This is a genomic window from Methanomassiliicoccales archaeon LGM-DZ1 (assembly GCA_030168595.1).
Classification (GTDB): Archaea; Thermoplasmatota; Thermoplasmata; order Methanomassiliicoccales; family Methanomethylophilaceae; genus Methanomethylophilus.
Window position 1 is genome coordinate 1,094,389 of record CP115556.1, and the last position, 17,646, is coordinate 1,112,034.

A 17,646-nucleotide genomic window follows, 5' to 3' on the forward strand; every position below is an offset into this window, starting at 1 on the left:
AAATGGCAGCTAACGACAGGGCGATCAAGGTCGCCGAGCTGAAGCCCGGTGAAGCGGGCAAAGGCGTCGCGCGGCTAGATCCGGCCCTGATGGGCATACTGGGCATCAAGGTCGGCGACATAGCCATCGTTACCGGAACGAAGAGGACGGCGGTGAAGATCCTCAGGGGAGCCCCCGAGGACGAGAACCGCGGCATCATCAGGCTGGACGGCTCGACCCGCAGGAACGCGGGCGTGTCGATCGACGAGAGGGTCGATGTCAAGAAGGCGGAGACCAAAGAGGCCGAGAAGATCACCTTCGCCCCCACCGACGAGCTCAGGCTCCAGGGCGGGGAGGAGTACCTTGCGCAGGTGCTCGAGGGCAGGGCGTTCGCCAAAGGCGATGTGCTGTCCCTGAACATCATGGGCAACAAGATGGACCTCGTGGTCACGTCCTTCGGCCCGGCCGCCGAGGCAGCCCTGATGGGCCCCTCGACCAAGGTGAAGATCAGCGACAAGCCGGTCTCCAAGGAGAGCATGGACATCCCGAAGGTGTCCTACGATGATGTCGGAGGCCTCGGCCCGGCCATCGCCCAGATAAGGGAGATGATCGAGCTGCCGCTCAAGCATCCTGAGCTCTTCAAGAGGCTGGGCGTCGAAGCGCCCAAAGGCGTGCTCCTGCACGGTCCGCCCGGAACCGGGAAGACCATGCTGGCAAAGGCAGTGGCCGGCGAGACGAGCTCCAACTTCATCTCGCTCAGCGGCCCTGAGATCATGAGCAAGTTCTACGGCGAGTCCGAGGGCAAGCTCAGGGAGATCTTCAAGAACGCCGAGGAGAACGCGCCGAGCATCATCTTCATCGATGAGATCGACTCGATCGCTCCGAAGAGGAGCGAGGTCCAGGGCGAGGAGGAGAGGCGTATAGTCGCCCAGCTCCTGACCGTCATGGACGGGCTGAACTCCCGCGGCAAGGTGGTGGTCATCGGTGCGACCAACAGGCCGAACGCGATCGACGAGGCGCTCAGGCGTCCCGGCAGGTTCGACCGTGAGATCGAGATCGGCGTGCCCGACGAGCACGGAAGGCTGGAGATCCTCCAGATCCATACCCGCGGCATGCCTCTCGACAAGACGGTCGACCTCAAGGAGATCGCCGAGAAGACCCACGGATACGTGGGCGCTGACCTGGCAGCGCTCTGCAGGGAGGCCGCCATGGCCGCCCTGAGGAGGGTGCTGCCCGACGTCAACGTCGAGGAGGAGACCATCCCCACCGAGGTGCTCAACAAGATCAACGTCACCCGCGACGACTTCATGAACGCGATGAAGGGCCTGCAGCCCTCCACCATGAGGGAGGTCCTCATCGAGAAGCCGAACGTGAGGTGGGAGGACATAGGAGCGCTGGATGACGCGAAGCAGGAGCTGAAGGAAGCGGTCGAATGGCCGCTGAAGTACGGCAAGGTGTTCGCTCACATGAACGCCAAGCCTCCGAAGGGCATCCTGCTCTACGGCCCGCCCGGCACCGGGAAGACCATGCTGGCAAAGGCCGTCGCCACCGAGTCCGAGGCGAACTTCATCTCCGTGAAGGGACCCGAGTTCCTCAACAAGTGGGTCGGCGAGTCCGAGAAGGCCGTGAGGGAGACGTTCAGGAAGGCCAGGCAGGCCTCCCCGTGCGTCATCTTCATGGACGAGATCGACTCGATCGTGCCCGTGAGAGGGACCGGAGGGGACTCGAACGTCACCGAGCGCGTGGTGTCCCAGATGCTGACCGAGATGGACGGGCTGGAACCGATGAACGACGTCGTCGTGATCGCCGCCACCAACAGGCCGGACATGATAGATCCGGCCCTGCTGAGGCCCGGCAGATTCGACAAGTCGATCTACGTCGGACCGCCCGACAAGGCCTCCAGGAAGGCCATCTTCGGCATCCACACCCGCGGCAAGCCCCTCGCCGACGACGTCGACCTCGACGCCCTGGCCGAGCAGACCGAAGGCTGCACCGGAGCCGATATCGGCGCGATCTGCAACGAGGCGGTCATGACCGCCGTGAGGCGCCTTGTCTCCAAGGGCAAGGAGCCGACCGACGATGACATCGCCGCCTGCAAGGTCACGCAGGACGACTTCGTCAAGGCCGTCGGGAAGTTCGGCCCCAAGGCGGCCGAGCGCCTGAAGGCGTACGGCGACCTCGGGAAGGTCCCCCGGGACCGATCCCCGGGCGAATAAACAATTTAAAACAGCCCCGGCCCCCTGTGCAGGGGGGCCAAGACATCAGAATACCCAGACAGGAGAATTGAGGTGATTAGAATGACAGACTATGATGACAGTATGAATGACATGTGGGCTGACTTCGGCCGCCTCTTCGAGAACGACTTCGAGGACATGAACAGAAGGCTCAACAGGATGTTCGACTCCCTGAAGAGCGCCCCCGGCGTCAAGACCTACGGGTACACGATGTACCAGGGGCCCGACGGGGTGCCCCACTACCAGGAGTTCGGCAACACCTCCGGGGACCGCGGGCTGATCGGCAGCACGCCCTTCGGAATGATAGCCGAGCCTCTCACCGACGTCGTAGAGGACAACGGGGTGGTACGCGCCACTGCGGAGATCCCCGGCGTCGACAAGAAGGACATCAAGCTCGACGGGACCGCGAACAGCCTGACTATATCGGTGGACACCCCCAAGAGGAAGTTCACCAAGACCCTCGCCATGCCGTGCGACGTGGACATCGCGTCCGCGAAGGCGACGTACAACAACGGCATCCTGGAGGTCGAGCTCAAGCCGGTGAAGCCGGCGGAGATCACGCGGCATATCGAAGTCCAGTGATCGCAGTCGGGGCCCGAATAAGGCCCCGTTTAATGCCGGGAAGGCGGCCGTCCGTACCTCCATCGGCCGCCCCCGTTCCCCAGGCTCCCGGCATCATTGTTTTATTGCCGCATCTGCGTCAAGGACGCGTGCTCGGCATCAGAAGGAACAAGGACCAATCGCAGTGCCCTGCAGACCAAGGTTTCACGGTCCCGGGGCTGGTTTCCCTCTCCAGGCAGGAATATTCGGACAGCAGCGGGCGCCATGTGCGCTACCGCATGCGGATATCATCGGTCAGCGGCACGACCAACGACCGTCCGGGCTCCGCCAGGGCGATCCTCGGCGGGGACCTCGTCATGGTCGACATGGTCCTCCAGAGGTCCGGCCGCCTGGGTATCATGATCGACATCTCCCCCGGCGCCGTCCGCATAACCTCCGATTCGATGCTCAAGAGCATAGCGGAGACCGTCCCGCTCCCGGTCAGGGTGCGGCCGGAGCCCGTGTCCCTGAGGATCGCCGAGGGCACGCTGTCCCTCGCTCTCAGAGCGGAAGGGCCCCTGGATCAACAATGAACCTCTCCGACTGAACAATCGCTTTATAGAAGGATAAACATCGTTTTATATCATGAACAGAGAGGACATGATCAACACGACGCGCGCCATCCTGGCGAAGGCCGGGTTCGACGTGTCGTCCGCAATCAGCATCAGGAGCATCTGCTTCGACGTAGTCGGACGCAGGGGCAGCACCCTCCTGATCATCAAGGTCCTCAGCAACGTCGACGCGTTCTCCCGCGAGAACGCGAACGAGATGAAGATCATGTCGAACGCTCTCGACGCCTCCCCCATGATCATCGGGGAGACCTCCAGCTCGGGGAAGCTGGAGAAGGGCATCATCTACACGAGGTTCAAGATCCCCATCATCTCCAACGAGACCCTCGCGGACCAGCTCCTCGAGGAGGTGCCCCCGTTTATATTCGCCGCCCCCGGCGGGCTGTACGTGAAGATAGACAGCGACACCCTGAGGGAGCTGCGCGAGGAGCGGGGCATATCCCTGGGGACCCTGGCCGAGACCGCCGGAGTGTCCAGGCGCACGATCCAGATGTACGAGAACGGGATGGGCGCCATGATCGATGCGGCCCTCCGCCTGGAGGAGTTCCTCGGCACCGACATCATCGAGCCTCTGGACCCCTTCACCTACGCCAAGGACGAGAAGGTCGAGGCCAAGGAGGTCAAGGGGGCCGGCAGCAAGACCGGTTCCGACCAGCTCGACCGGCTCGTCAACATCGGGTTCTCCATCACCCCGATCGTCAGGGGGCCGTTCGATGCCATCACCCGCGACTCGGACAGCAACACCGTCCTCCTCACGGGCGTCGGCGACGAAGAGAGCAAGCTGATCCAGAAGGCCCTTATCGTGTCGGAGCTCTCGAACCTCTCGCACAGGCATTCGGTCGTCATCGTCCGCAAGAAGCCGGAGCACGAGAGGATCCGCAGCACCGCCCTGGTCACCGACGACGAGCTCAAGAAGATAGACGACAAGGACCAGCTGACCGACATCGTCCTCAGCCGGAGCACCAAGAAATGAACTCGCCTCTGCGCCTGAGCATCGGGAACTGCACGGTGGACGTCCTGCCTGTCGTCAACGGCCTCCTCTCCGAGGCCGATGTCGTCAGGGCCAACTACCCGGGGCATGAGGCATACGGGGCCTCGATGAGCATCGAAGGATTGGACGCCCTCGCCAAAAGGAAGGAGATCGGCACCGACGAGGTCCCGGTGTCCGAGCTCGACATCGTCTATGCGAAGAAGATGTCCCGCTTCGGGGAGATACAGGTGCCGTCGCCCGCCTTCTGCGAGCTCGTGGACCTCTGCAGGTCGGACGGCAAGACCGTTATCCCCCTCGACATGAGCGATTACGATTACGATACCGCGTACATGCAGTGCGTCAGGGTGACCGAGTTCACCTCCGAGCACCGCCTGGCCAAGAATGGGATGAAGAAGGCCATGGACGCCCCCGACCCGCACGCCCTCGCGGCCATGTGGGACGACCACATCTCGTCCATAAGGGGATATTCGAAGCTCAGCCACAGGCGGGAGGAGCACATCGCCCGCGAGATCGCCGACACCGCGAACTACCGCAGGAGCCTGCTGGCCGTGGTGGAGACGGAACGCGCAGAAGGGGTCGTTTCCCTGCTGAGGTCCGATTATGGAGCAAAATAACTGCAGATACTGCAATTATTATGCGTCCAAAGGCGCTAAATACTGCCCGAGATGCGGGAGGGACCTTTCCGGCATGAGCATTTCCGGGTGTCCCAGATGCGCCGATCAGGCCGCGGCGGGCGCCAGGTACTGCAGGTACTGCGGGAACTACCTCGGAGAAGGAAGAACACAGCCGTACCCGTCCGGGATGCAGGATGGGCCGGAGCACCCGTTCATGAGGAGCACCGTCACCGCGGTGACCCTCCTTTTCATCCTGCTCTGCACGGCGTCCCTGATCGTCTACACCGTCCACGTAGGAGACGTCCTGGGCATAGCCGACCGCTACTCGTACAGCATCTACGTCCCCCTCGGCCTCGTGAATGCCTTCTCGATCCCCCTCAGAGGGAACGCCTTCAGGGCGTACATCCTGATCGCCTACGTCTTATTCGCCCTGTTCCTGGTATATGCGGTCATATCCTATCAGAGGACGGCCGGGAAGTACGGCACGTCGTCCGACCGCACGGAGCACAGCGGGCTCTCGGCCGCCGCTTCCTGCCTGAGTGTCTCCCTCTTCCTGTCGATAGTGTACCTCTTGCTCATGTCCTCGGCGGGAGCGGACGCAGACTCGTCATGGATGGACGATTTCCGCGTCTGGGACCTCAACGCCCTGCTGTTCATGGCCGGACTGAACGAGGAACTGGCGTTCAGGCTCGTATGGATCGGGATCCCGATGGCGCTGCTCGGGTTCCTGTGGAAGAAGGACCGTCGTTCCCTGCAGTACCTCATGGGCGGGTTCGGCATGTCCAAGGCGGCCCTGGCATTCATCATAATATCATCGACCATATTCGGTCTGGCACATTACGACGGATGGGGCTGGGTGAAGATCATCGATGCCGCGGCCGGCGGGATCATCTTCGGATATCTGTACACGGAATACGGCCTTTATGCAAGCGTGCTCGCCCATTTCCTGAACGATACGGTCACCGTCTTCGCCGGGGGCGTCCTCGGGGAACTGGCACTCATGGCGGCAGGGGCCGTCATCCTCGTCTACTGGCTCGTGAAGCCGAACAGGGAACTGCTCGACCTGAAGGGCATGCCGGACATGACGGAGAGCCTTCCCCCGATGAAGGACCAATGGGGAAGGCACTGACCCAGATAAGCAAACGGAGATCAGAACGCCTTGGTGATCATGTCCCTGAGGCGCTTCTGGGACTCCACGGCCGACTCCAGGTTCCTGGACTCGATGATGTACCTTCCCTTGTAGAACGACAGCTTCTTCATGACCGCCGGGAAATCGATGGAACCGTCGCCGATGGTGAGGTGCTCGTCCCTCTTCCCGTTGTTGTCATGAATGTGGACATTGACTATCCTGTCCCTGAAGGCATCGATCATGGCGTCCAGCTGGCCCGAGGTATTGGCATGCCCGACGTCCAGGCATATCCCCAGGTCCGTCCCGGCCACGATATCCTCGAGTTCCGACGCCTTTACGCCCAGCATAACCGGTAAATCCGGCATGTTCTCGATGGCCAGGCGCACGCCGTACTCTGTCTGGGCGCGGTCGAGGAGGCGCATGGTGTCCTTGGACGCCCGGATCGATTTCTCGCGCATGTCCGTCATGGCGAGGTTGACGATCCCCGGATGGACGGTTATGCATTGGGCCCCGAACTCCACGGCGGCCTCCATCTCCGACATGAACTCCATGCATGATGCTTCCCTCATGCGGTCGTTGAGGGCGGCGGCGTTGGTATCCGCTATCGCCGAGTGAACAGTGAAGGTCATGCCGTTCGCCTCCCCTGTGCCCAGAAGGCCGGATATCTTCTGGACGACGTGCTTGTACTCCGAGAATATCTCCCAGTGGGAGAACTCCGCCGATATCTTGGCCAGGCAGGGCTGGAAATCCTCCTTGCCGAAGTCAGGGCAGGAAACTCCTATGACGGTCAGCAGCTCACCTCCTCACCGTTGACGGTAACAGGCGCCACCCGGTCGATGAGCGCATCGAGGTCCTCGTCCTCCACCGTGACGTCGATGGTGCCGAGGACGGTGCGATAGTCCACGAAGGACACCTTGCCGACGGTAGCGACCTGCTTGTTCAGCCTGATGGTCGCAACGGTATGCCCCCTGCGCTCGCCTTTGAGGAACTGGGAACGGGCGGTATCGAGGATCCTCTGCTCGCGGATCTTCTGGGAGAAGCGCACCAGGTCGGCAGGGCCCGAGAGGACCCCGTCGGCGAGGGCCAGCTCGGCCGTGGGGAAGAGGTTGAGCACAGCGGCCCTGACCTTATCAGGGTCCTCGCTCGGATAGACAGGGCAGGATACCGTCACTCTAGCCATGGTCTCGGAATCGGCGGGCAGGTATTAATTGGATTTGCAGAATAAGTGCCAGAATCAGCCCGCTGCAATGTTCCGCTGGTCGCAACCCCATCACTATATAACCCCGTTGCGATAGCCTCGGTCAATGAAGGACGATATACTCGACGCGGCATCTAGGAGGAAACTGTTCCTCTCGCCCGACGCTCTCGAGATAATCGATTCGAACGGCTACCCCATGGAGATGGTCAACACCATGCTCAATGCGATGGCCGGGAACAAGATGTTCGTCACCAAGGAGGATGTCATCGACTTCCTGAACGGCGACAAGGCCCTCTTCGAGAAGGAGAAGACCGCCAAGCCCCGCAACAAACGGGACCTGGACATAGAGGTCGTGCCCGGATCGGACATCACCGGGAACTCGACCTGCGAAGGGACCATCCAGGATTTCACGGCCTACTTCCGCAGCAGGTACAACCTGCTCAAGCGCATAATCTCGAGCCACAAGGACTTCACGATGTCCACCAGCATCGCTCATGCGATGCAGTTCGACCGCCAGGTCAACATCGTCGGGATGGTGTACGAGGTGCGCCAGAGCCAGAAAGGCCATACTATCCTGACGGTCGAGGACGAGACCGGGACCTGTAACGTCCTCATAAAAAAGGACTCCCCCTACGCTGATAACATCTACATCAACGACGAGGTCATCGGGATAACCGGGAAGAAGATGGAGCGCGGCACCCTCTTCGTCGCCGACAAGGTCGTCCGCCCGGACATCTCCAAGAGGCACACCTGGGAGGTCAGCGATTCCACGTCGTCGGTGGCCTTCCTCAGCGACATCCACATCGGCTCGAAGGAGTTCCTGAAAACGAGCTGGGAAAGGATGATCTCCTGGCTCAAAGCGAACGCTTACGACATGGGCCTGAACTACATCGTGATGCCCGGCGACGTCGTGGACGGCATCGGCGCGTATCCGGGGCAGGAAGCGGACCTGGAGATAGACGACATCTACCGCCAGTACGAGACCCTCGCCGAGTATGTGAAAGAGATACCTGATGACATCAAGATCATCCTCCACCCCGGCAACCATGACGCCTGCAGGCTCGCCGAGCCCCAGCCGGCGATATCCGAGATGTACGCCCACGGGTTCGATTCCAATGTCACCCTCACCGGCAACCCCATAAGGCTGAAGATCGAGGGCAGGAAGGTCACTTCCTACCACGGCAAGAGCATCGATGATTTCATCTCCGCCGTGCGCGGGATGTCCTACGACGACCCCCTCGCCGTCATGAGGGAGATGGCCCTGAGAAGGCACCTTGCGCCCATGTACGGCATGAGGAACGCCCTTGCGCCCGAGAAGAAGGACTACCTCGTTATGGAGGAGGAGCCCGACATCTTCGTGTCCGGGCATGTCCACGGCGCCGGCACCATGGAGTACCACGGGGTCAAGATGATCAATGCCAGCACATGGCAGGCCCAGACGGATTACCAGGCCATGCACAACTTCAACCCCGACCCCTGCATCATGCCGATCGTCGACCTGGGCACCGGCAGGGTCGTCATGAAGAACTTCATGAAGTGATTGCCGCCGCGGCCTGACGATCTATAAAAAGAAAGAACGGGGTCGAAGGCCCCGAAAGGGGTTTCAGAAGAGCAGCTGCTCTGCAAGGATCCAGATGATGATGAAGGCCCCAAGCATGAGCATTCCGTAAGCGATGATCCAGACGGCCTTGAACGCGCGTCTGAGCTTCACAGGGTCCTCGCGGATCTCATCCATGCGGTCTTCAAGAGATTTCATCAGCTTTTGCCCTTGATGTGCTTGAGGCGGGTGGTGTTCTCCCTCTCCATCTCTTCGAGGCGGAACTTGACGAAGTGCTCCGAGTCCTTGAGGTCGGGGATGATCTTGAACTCAAGCGCGTTGACACGGCGCTTGGTCTTCTCGATCTCATCGAGGAGCTTCTTCATGGTGGTCTCGACCTCGGCGGCCCTGACGAGGGTCTCGAGGAGCTTCTCGAAGGCGGCCGAGGCCTCCTCCACGTAGGCCGAGGTGTCCAGGACACCGAACCCCTTGTTCAGGAGATCGGTGTGGATGGACGTGGCCTCGACCTTCGGGACCATCATTCCCATGATGGACTTGCTGCCAAGCTTGACCTCGGGGCGGGCGTTCAGAGCGTACGCGGCGCTCCTCACGGCCACCTCTCCGTCGATGGCGCGGGCGATGGTGATCTTCTTCATCGCCTGCTGGAAGTCGGAGCTGACACCGGCGCGCATCTGCCTCGCCTTCTCCAGGACCTCGAAGAACTCGATGATGAGGCCGTCCCTCTTCATCTTGAGGATCTTGTGCCCCGACTGGGACAGCTTGATCCTCCTCTTGAGGTCGAGGAGCACGGAGCGGGTAGGTACGACATCCTGAGGCATCGCTCATTCCTTCTTGGGGAGGTACTTCTGGATGTACTTCTTGTCGATCCTGGTGAGCTGGTCGATGTCGAGCTCCTTCAGGATGTCCCAGGCGATGTCGAGGGTCGTCTCGATGGAGCGGTCCTCGTCGATGCCCTGGCGGACGATGCGGTCCTCGAAGATGTCGGCGAAGTCGAGGAGCTTCCTGTCCTTGGCGTTCAGGGAGTCCTTTCCGACGATGGCGACAAGCCCGCGGAGGTCCTTACCCTCGGCGTAGGAGGCGTACAGCTGGTCCGAGACGGCCTTGTGGTCGTCGCGGGTCTTGCCGGCTCCGATACCGTTGTTCATCAGCCTCGACAGGGAGCTGCTGACGTTCACGGGCGGGTAGATACCGGCCCTGTACAGGTCCATCGACAGCACGATCTGGCCCTCGGTGATGTAACCGGAGAGGTCGGGGATCGGGTGGGTGATATCGGACCCGGGCATGGTCAGGATGGGGATCTGGGTGATGGAACCCTTCTTCCCTTTGATCTTACCTGCACGCTCGTAGAGCTGGGCGAGGTCGGTGTACATGTAACCGGGGTAGCCACGCCTTCCGGGGACTTCCTCACGGGCGGCTCCGACCTGACGGAGCGCCTCGCAGTAGTTCGTGATGTCGGTCATGATGACCAGCACCTGCATCCCGAGGTCGAACGCCATGTACTCTGCGGTGGTGAGTCCCAGACGCGGGGTGGCGATACGCTCGACGGCGGGGTCGTCGGCGAGGTTCAGGAAGACGACGGCGTTCTTCAGGGCGCCGGTCCTCTCGAACTCGTTCATGAACTTCTGCTTCTCCTCGTTGGTGATACCCAGAGCGATGAACACGACAGCGAACTCCTCGTTCTCGCCGCGGACCTTGGCCTGCCTGGCGATCTGGAGAGCGATATCGTTGTGGGGAAGACCGGATGCGGAGAAGATAGGGAGCTTCTGACCCCTGACGAGGGTGTTCATCCCGTCGATGGTCGAGATACCGGTCTCGATGAAGTCGGCGGGGGAGTCCCTGGCCCACGGGTTGATAGCTGCTCCGGCGATGTCGAGCTCCTTCTCGGGAACGATCTTGGCGCCGCCGTCCAGCGGGTCTCCGGCTCCGTTCAGGACACGTCCGAGCATGTCCTTGGAGACGGGCATCTTCATGGTCTCGCCCAGGAACCTCACGGATGCGGCCCTGTCGATACCGTCGGTGCCCTCGAAGATCTGAACGACGACCATGTCGTCGGAGGAATCGAGGACCTCTCCTCTCTTGATGGACCCATCGGAGAGCCTGACGGAGACGAGCTCCTTGTAGCCGACGGGCTCGGTGTTCTTCACGAACACGAGGGGACCGGCGATCTCATCGATGGTCTTGTACTCTTTTGCAACCTCTGCCATGTTCAGGCCTCCAGTTTGGCGAACTGCTCGTCCATGTCCTTGTCGACAGCCACGAGCTCCTCGTCGATCTTCTCTTCGAACTTGGCCTGCTGGAACCTCTGCCTGACGGGGATGTAGATGATCTTGTCCACCGCGACGCCTGCCTTGAGGGCCTTGTCGGCGAGGTCGGAGAACTTCTTGATCATGCTGAGCATCTTGTACTGCCTGGAAAGCGGGCAGTAGCAGTCCACGGGGTGGAAGGAGTTCTGCTGCAGGTAGATCTCACGGATCATCTTGGCGATCTCGAGAGTGATCTTCTGCTCATCGGGCAGGGAGTCGGAACCGACCATCTGCACGATCTCCTGAAGCTCGGCCTCTTTCTGCAGGACCTTCATGGCCCACTGCTTGAGGGCGGGGAAGTCATCGCCGACGTTCTTCTGGAACCAGGGCGCCAGCTGGGCGTCGTACATGGAGTACGAGGTCAGCCAGTTGATGGTCGGGAAGTGACGCCTCTCCCTGAGCTTGGTGTCGAGCGCCCAGAAGACGCGGACGATACGCAGGGTGTTCTGGGTGACAGGCTCGGAAAGGTCTCCTCCGGGAGGGGAGACGGCTCCGATGACGGAGATGGACCCGTCGTCGCCGCAGAGGGCCTTGGCGCGGCAGGCACGCTCGTAGAACTCGGAGAGCCTTCCGGAAAGGTACGCAGGGTATCCTTCCTCGCCGGGCATCTCCTCGAGCCTGGACGAGATCTCACGCATGGCCTCGGCCCACCTGGAGGTGGAGTCGGCCATGAGCGCGACATTGTATCCCATGTCCCTGAAGTACTCAGCGATGGTCATGCCGGTGTAGACGGACGCCTCACGGGCGGCGACAGGCATGTTCGAGGTGTTCGCGATCAGGATGGTCCTCTTCATAAGGGACTCGCCGGTCCTCGGATCCTTCAGGTTCGGGAACTCGGTGAGAACCTCGGTCATCTCGTTCCCGCGCTCTCCGCATCCGATGTAGACGACGATGTCCGCATCGGAGTACTTCGCGAGGGACTGCTGGGTGACGGTCTTCCCGGTACCGAACGCACCGGGGATGGCCGCCGCTCCTCCCTTCGCGAGGGGGAACAGGGTGTCGAGCACGCGGAGCCCGGTGATCAGGGGAACATCGGGGTTGTACTTCTCCGCGACAGGCCTGGCGGAACGGACGGGCCATTTCTGCATCATGGGGTAGCTGACGCCGTCGACGGTGACGACGGGCTCCTCCACGGTGAAGGACCCGGCCTCGATCTTCTCGACCTTCCCCTTCTTAGCGTTGGGGGGGAGCATGATCTTGTGCAGTATGGGGCCTTCCTGGACGGTTCCGACGACGCTGCCGGCTCCGACCTCGTCTCCGACCGCGACGGTAGGAGTGAAGTCCCATTTGGTCTCTCTGTTGAGTCCAGGTGCGGTCGCTCCGCGGCCGATGAAGTCGCCGGTCATCTCACGGAGGACGGGCAGGGGCCTCTGGATTCCGTCGTAAACGGAGGTCAGAAGCCCGGGTCCGAGCTCGACTGCCAGGGGCAGGCCGGTGTTGGTGACGGGCTCACCGGGTTTGACTCCGGTGGTGTCTTCGTAAACCTGGATGATTGAACGGTCGCCGACGATCTTGATGACCTCTCCCATCAGCTGCTCGTTCCCGACATGCACGACATCGTGCATTTTGGGGGAGATGCCGGTGGCGGTCACGACAGGACCAGCGACCCTGTAAATTACACCCTCAGTGCTCATCATTCATCCTCTGTCTTGTATAGATCAACGCCAATGACTCTCTTAACCTTCTCGCGAAGGTCGCTCTGGTCCCCGCCGACGGGGACGACGACCGGCTTGATCGAGTCAAGCACTTTCGTCCTGTAGGCGTTGGGTAGGTACTGCAGGTCGTTCGCGTTCACCGCGAGGATTCCGACATTGGCATCGGACATCGCTTCCTGCATTTTCTCCTGATAGTTTTCCTTGCCGGCGACGTACACCAGCCTGACCCCCGCAAGGCGGAAGCCCAGGGTGAACTCGTCGCTGCCGATAACCGCGATCTCCATCTCAGATCACCAGCAGTCCTTTCATGGTCTCCCTGTCGAGCCCGGAATCGGTCCCGTGGGCGATCATCCTGATGTTCCTGACCTCGTTCTCCTTGTGGATCATGTAGTCCACGACCGGGATGACGGACAGGGGGTACATGTGGCCGACCTTGTTGGCGAGCTTGGCCTTGTAGCGGGCCATGGCCGCGACGACGTCCAGGATGCTGGAGTCGTCCGACAGCTCGTCCTTGATGTCCGCGTACATCCTGAGGTTCTGCATCTCGTTCAGCGCCGATTTCACATCGGACGCGGCGGCGATCTGCGCCATGACCTTCTCGTCGATCTCCGCGCCGCCGGGGATCCAGAACTGGGCCACGGTGTCGCCGGATATGCGGTCGGCCTTGAACTTCATGACGGTCTCGACGTTCTTGATGTCGATGCAGTCCTTGATGTAGGTGCGGAAGATGTCGGTGGGGCGGTCCTGCTTCGAGATCGAAGCGAGCAGCTTCCTGTAGTAGCTCTTCACCATCGCGTCCTCGATGGGCTGGAGGTTGTTGTTCTCCTTGAGGGCCGTGACAGCATCGTCAGGGACGGTGATGTTGGTCTTCTTGGCGAACTGGGCCAGCGCATCTTCCGGCGTGTTGGCTGCGATGAGCTTCTCCAGGTCCTCGGCGGAGAGGTTCCCCGCGGGGACCATGTCCTCGCGGATCTGGTCGGCCGAGAGGCCGTACTTCTTCCCGCGGAGGATGGATTTGAAGTTCTCGAAGTCCCACTTCGCCAAGTAGGCATCGACCATGTTGCTGAGCTCGCCGGTGGACGACTTCAGGATGCTGCGGAAGGCCTTCGACATGTTGGCGTAAGTCGCGTACTCGAGCAGGGTGAGGCCGCTGTAGCGGCCCGCGTAATCGGCCATCTCCTTGGAGTAGCCGGCCTCGGAGATGTACTGGGACATCTCCGGGACGGACATCATCAGGAGCTTGTTGTAGTCCTCCTCCTTGAGGAGCTTGGACTTCTTGGCCTTGACCCTTGCCGAGGTGTACGAGAAGTTGCCTTTGCCGCTGCGTGCGAACATCGTATCACCCGAACAGGATGTCCGAGATCTTCTTCAGGTTCTTGTCCCAGATGCCCTGGAGGATGACGCGGTACTGCATGTCGGCCTCGAAGGACCCGTCCTCGCTCCTGAGGATGAGCCCCGAAGCGACGAGCGCGTCGGTCTCGACCGATCTGACGCCGAGCTCCGCCGCGGTGAAGTCCTCCTTGGGGGACATGACCGCGATGGGGTCGGGGATGACGGTCTTGGCGGAAGCGACCATCGCCTTGTAGTCGGCGAGCCTCTTCGACCTGGGGGCGTTCTCGAGCTCCGCAAGCGCGGAGTCGAAAGCCTGGCCGAGGACCTCCTTCTGCTTGGCGAGGACGATCTTCTTGCTCTCCAGCTCGGCGCTGGAGCGCTCCTGGCGGCCGAGCATCTCCTTGGCCGCGGCGACCTTCTTCTCCTGGGCCTCTTTCATCTTGGCGATCTGGGCGTCCGTCTGCTCCTTGATGGCGGCTATCTCCTTCGCCTGATCCTCGCGGATCTTGGCGACGGAGGCCTCGGCGGATGCCTGGATCTCCTTCGTCACGCTGTCTAGCGCCATCTGCAGGCCTCTAGACTCACAGGACGAACATTGCCATGACGGCGACGACGAGACCGAAGATGACGATAGTCTCAGGCAGGACGGTGAAGATCATTGCCCTTCCGAAGAGGGAGGCGTCCTCGGTGATCGCACCGACTGCCGCGGCACCGATGTCTTTCTCACCGAGACCGGTTCCGATTCCGGCGAGTCCGACCGCAAGGCCGGCTCCGATAGCGATAAGTCCTGCTCCGTTGTCCGAAACTCCATCAACAATTGCCATTTATTCAAATCTCCTTGGTGTTGAGTTTAATCTGTTTGCCGAAATAGGTTTTGACACGCTTCTCGGAGAGAGGCGCGAACTTCTTCCCTCCTCCGTCGAAGAACCTCATCATGAGCTCGACGTACTGCAGCCTTAGGGCGTGCAGACCTGCCGAGAGGATTCCGAGGGTCCAGACAACGAGGTGCAGGAAGCCGAACATGAGTATCGCGATTATGAGGAACGCGATGTTGGCAGTCCAATCGAGTCCGGCGATGTTGTAAGTGACGCCGTCCAAGACCTGCTGCCCCATAACGTCCCCCTTGGGGATAATCATGAGGAAGATGATGTAGTTGAATGCCAGGGCCATACCTGCCTTCGACATGGCGATAGCCGCCAGACGGGTGTAGGAAAGGATCTGACCGATAATCTCCGGAACAGCCATGACAGCGGTCATAGCACCTTCCGCCTTCGCGTTGACAATGATACCAGCGATCAGCAGCACGATACCGATAACGAACGTGTCGAGTGTAACCCCGTCAGTCAGTTTCTCGGCCATAGTCATATCGCCGCGGTTGAACATGGCATCAGTCAGAGCATAGCAGAAGAAGATCATCCCGAAGAACATCATTATGAGGCCGCCCTTGTGTATGAAGGCGGTCTTGCCTCCGTGCTGCATGCTGATGTTGTAGTACCCGGTCATGTGCCCGATGAACAGGTGGATGATACCGATGTACACGGACATCTTCAGCAGGAAGCCGACATCCTCGAGCTTGGAAACCCCTTCTCCGGTGAACATCGCATGAGCATGGCCCACATTGGGCAGCATGTCGTAGAACCACTCGGGGAAATGAACTCCGAGGATCCAGTCCCAGCTGATACTCGTTCCTCTGCTGCCGGCCTCGTCGGTCAGCGCGGCGCTGTCCTCGTACCAATACCACTGGCCGTCGGAGTATCCTCCGCCGATGAAATGCATACCCAGCATCTCGCCGTAGTAGAAGGTTCCGAAGATAGCTCCCCAGATTCCTCCGAAGAACAGGACGAGCCCGATGGACCTCCAGTCCTTGTTCTTTGCGTATTTGAGGCCGTAGGCCCCGATGATTATGAACGGGATCGAGTAGCCGAGGTCTCCGATCATGTAGCCGAAGAACAGGGGCAGGAAGATGGCGATCAGGACGGTCGGGTCGACCTCCTGGTACTTGGGCACGTCGACCATGGAGGTCGCATACTCGAACTCGCTGACTATGGCTCCGTTGTTCTGCTTGGTCGGGACCTTCTGGAAGCGGGGCTCCGCTTTCTCGGTCTCATCCAGGGACCTTCCGCGGGTCTCCTGGAACTCCACATAGATGTCATCCCCGAGCTTCTGCTCGAGGTCGGCCTTGACAGAATCCACCTTCTTGGTGGGGACCCAGGCATCCATGACGTAGGCGTATTTGCTCACCGCGATCCTGAGAGGGACGGACCCTTTCTCGACCTCGATGGACAGTTCTTCGTCGCTTCCTTTGAGGAACGACATGTATTTCGATTTGAGGGCTTCGAGCTCCTTGCCCGCCTCCTCGACCTTAGCGGTCTTGTCGGCGATCTCGGAGTCGATCTCCGCGACGGCGTCGGCGGGGGAAACCTTCCCGGCCTGAGCAGGGACGGACACTTCCGCGAAACCGAAGGGTGCCAGGGCCTCAGCGGCCTCGGCCTTGCGTCCGGCCTTGAGGAACACCGCCACGACGCCGCCGGTCTTCTTGTCGTAGGACGAGAAGATCTCGGAGTCCGCGATCTCCAGCTTGGCCGGGTTCTCGCTGACGGTCCCGACGACGACATCCAGCGATTTGTAGCCGGAATACTGGTCGAGGGTCAGCGGAAGCCTCTGCAAAATCTCGTAGGTTTTCTTTTTGGCGTTTAATTCAGCGATTGACTGGGTAAGATCATTCCTGGCGTCGACGGTCTTGAGAACCTCGTCTTCGACGCTTTCAACATCCCCGGCGGCGATGCGCTCCTGCACATCCTCCACGGTGATGTTTTCCGTCTTCGTCTTCTTTTTGATCCCGAGCTCTTTCTCCAGGGCTTTGACCTTCAGCAGCCTCTCGGATGCCTTGGACGTCCCCTCGATGGGGGTGCCGATGGAGAGCCCGTCGTCGCCGGTGGCATGATCGATAACGTGGAGGGCCTTCTCGTCATAGAACGCGTTGATAGCGTCGGCGAGGCGGGCCTTGGTGCCCACAATCACGATCCTACTCATCGACTCAGGAAGAAGCATTAATCGCACTCTCGAATTCTTTCGCGAGGAAATCATTGACTTCCTTGATCTTATCCTGGGCAGACGCTCCGATGGAATCGGCTTCGGCGCGGCCTTTGGCGAGCACCTCGGCTTTCTCCTTATCAAGGGCAGCCTGCTCCTCCGCCATCGCGGACTCATAGGCAGAGGACTCTGCAGAGTTCTCGGCCTGGATCCTTGCGACGGAATCCCTGCGGGCCTGAGCCACAGCGGCTTTTTTCTCAGATTCGGCCTTGGCGACCGTCTCATCCGCTCTGGACTCAGCCTCCTTTATTTCCGAAAGTATGTCAGTTCGGCTCAAATTACACTCCCCGACTTATTCGTGGGGTGACGTAACCGACTGAAAATATATAAGACAGCGGGTTGGATTCGTTATTATAAAGGAAAACACCGCCTGGCTGGCATTATCGGGCCC

General features: G+C 60.6%; 19 protein-coding genes. 7 read left to right on the plus strand and 12 right to left on the minus strand.

The window, feature by feature from the left end; translation table 11 throughout:
* The first annotated feature begins 2 nt into the window (after positions 1 to 2).
* The 6 genes from O8W32_05295 (at position 3) to O8W32_05320 (ending at position 6,116) form a co-directional block, all read left to right on the plus strand.
* The gene (locus tag O8W32_05295; GenBank protein ID WII08589.1) at positions 3 to 2,195 is read left to right on the plus strand and encodes a CDC48 family AAA ATPase; all 2,193 of its coding nucleotides are present in this window, start codon (positions 3 to 5) and stop codon (positions 2,193 to 2,195) included.
* Positions 2,196 to 2,276: 81 nt separating this feature from the next.
* Entirely contained in the window at positions 2,277 to 2,795 is a 519-nt protein-coding gene (locus tag O8W32_05300) for an Hsp20/alpha crystallin family protein (GenBank protein ID WII08590.1), read from the plus strand.
* A gap of 128 nt (positions 2,796 to 2,923) precedes the next feature.
* Positions 2,924 to 3,346 carry a hypothetical protein gene (locus O8W32_05305; GenBank protein ID WII08591.1) on the plus strand — a complete coding sequence of 141 codons (423 nt, stop codon included), beginning with the start codon at positions 2,924 to 2,926 and terminating at the stop codon, positions 3,344 to 3,346.
* A gap of 52 nt (positions 3,347 to 3,398) precedes the next feature.
* Positions 3,399 to 4,355 (plus strand): transcriptional regulator, encoded by a 957-nt coding sequence (locus O8W32_05310; GenBank protein WII08592.1) that lies wholly within the window; start codon positions 3,399 to 3,401, stop codon positions 4,353 to 4,355.
* A complete protein-coding gene (locus O8W32_05315; protein WII08593.1) occupies positions 4,352 to 4,987 on the plus strand; it encodes a hypothetical protein in 636 nt (211 codons plus the stop codon). The genes O8W32_05310 and O8W32_05315 overlap by 4 nt, the downstream gene beginning before the upstream one ends.
* Positions 4,974 to 6,116, plus strand: a complete 1,143-nt coding sequence (locus tag O8W32_05320) for a CPBP family glutamic-type intramembrane protease (protein WII08594.1) — start codon at positions 4,974 to 4,976, stop codon at positions 6,114 to 6,116. The genes O8W32_05315 and O8W32_05320 overlap by 14 nt, the downstream gene beginning before the upstream one ends.
* Positions 6,117 to 6,136: 20 nt before the next feature.
* Here O8W32_05320 and O8W32_05325 read toward each other — a convergent pair whose 3' ends face one another.
* Positions 6,137 to 6,745 carry a sugar phosphate isomerase/epimerase gene (locus O8W32_05325; GenBank protein ID WII08595.1) on the minus strand — a complete coding sequence of 203 codons (609 nt, stop codon included), beginning with the start codon at positions 6,743 to 6,745 and terminating at the stop codon, positions 6,137 to 6,139.
* Positions 6,746 to 6,903: 158 nt separating this feature from the next.
* Entirely contained in the window at positions 6,904 to 7,296 is a 393-nt protein-coding gene (locus O8W32_05330; GenBank protein ID WII08596.1) for a hypothetical protein, read from the minus strand.
* Between the two features lie 124 nt (positions 7,297 to 7,420).
* Here O8W32_05330 and O8W32_05335 point away from each other — a divergent pair, with 124 nt between their 5' ends.
* A complete protein-coding gene (locus O8W32_05335) occupies positions 7,421 to 8,854 on the plus strand; it encodes a DNA-directed DNA polymerase II small subunit (protein ID WII08597.1) in 1,434 nt (477 codons plus the stop codon).
* Positions 8,855 to 8,917: 63 nt separating this feature from the next.
* On the opposite strand, the gene O8W32_05340 is transcribed toward O8W32_05335, so the two are convergent.
* The 10 genes from O8W32_05340 to O8W32_05385 are packed head-to-tail and all read right to left on the minus strand — an operon-like array spanning position 8,918 to position 17,532.
* Entirely contained in the window at positions 8,918 to 9,070 is a 153-nt protein-coding gene (locus tag O8W32_05340; protein ID WII08598.1) for a hypothetical protein, read from the minus strand.
* On the minus strand, positions 9,070 to 9,690 hold the full coding sequence (locus O8W32_05345; protein WII08599.1) for a V-type ATP synthase subunit D: 621 nt from the start codon (positions 9,688 to 9,690) through the stop codon (positions 9,070 to 9,072). Before O8W32_05345 ends, O8W32_05340 begins: the two co-directional genes overlap by 1 nt.
* Before the next feature lie 3 nt (positions 9,691 to 9,693).
* Complete coding sequence (locus O8W32_05350) at positions 9,694 to 11,076, minus strand: V-type ATP synthase subunit B (GenBank protein WII08600.1); 1,383 nt, start codon at positions 11,074 to 11,076, stop codon at positions 9,694 to 9,696.
* A gap of 2 nt (positions 11,077 to 11,078) precedes the next feature.
* A complete protein-coding gene (locus tag O8W32_05355) occupies positions 11,079 to 12,809 on the minus strand; it encodes a V-type ATP synthase subunit A (GenBank protein WII08601.1) in 1,731 nt (576 codons plus the stop codon).
* Positions 12,809 to 13,114 (minus strand): V-type ATP synthase subunit F, encoded by a 306-nt coding sequence (locus O8W32_05360; protein ID WII08602.1) that lies wholly within the window; start codon positions 13,112 to 13,114, stop codon positions 12,809 to 12,811. Before O8W32_05360 ends, O8W32_05355 begins: the two co-directional genes overlap by 1 nt.
* A 1-nt stretch (position 13,115) precedes the next feature.
* Positions 13,116 to 14,165, minus strand: coding sequence for an ATP synthase A1 subunit C (ahaC, locus tag O8W32_05365; GenBank protein ID WII08603.1), 1,050 nt, complete (start codon positions 14,163 to 14,165; stop codon positions 13,116 to 13,118).
* A 4-nt stretch (positions 14,166 to 14,169) separates the two neighbouring features.
* On the minus strand, positions 14,170 to 14,727 hold the full coding sequence (locus O8W32_05370) for a hypothetical protein (protein WII08604.1): 558 nt from the start codon (positions 14,725 to 14,727) through the stop codon (positions 14,170 to 14,172).
* 16 nt (positions 14,728 to 14,743) lie between these two features.
* A complete protein-coding gene (locus O8W32_05375; GenBank protein WII08605.1) occupies positions 14,744 to 14,986 on the minus strand; it encodes an ATPase in 243 nt (80 codons plus the stop codon).
* Between the two features lie 4 nt (positions 14,987 to 14,990).
* Positions 14,991 to 17,195 carry a V-type ATP synthase subunit I gene (locus O8W32_05380; GenBank protein ID WII08606.1) on the minus strand — a complete coding sequence of 735 codons (2,205 nt, stop codon included), beginning with the start codon at positions 17,193 to 17,195 and terminating at the stop codon, positions 14,991 to 14,993.
* A 4-nt stretch (positions 17,196 to 17,199) separates the two neighbouring features.
* The gene (locus O8W32_05385; protein ID WII08607.1) at positions 17,200 to 17,532 is read right to left on the minus strand and encodes a hypothetical protein; all 333 of its coding nucleotides are present in this window, start codon (positions 17,530 to 17,532) and stop codon (positions 17,200 to 17,202) included.
* Positions 17,533 to 17,646 lie beyond the last annotated feature (114 nt).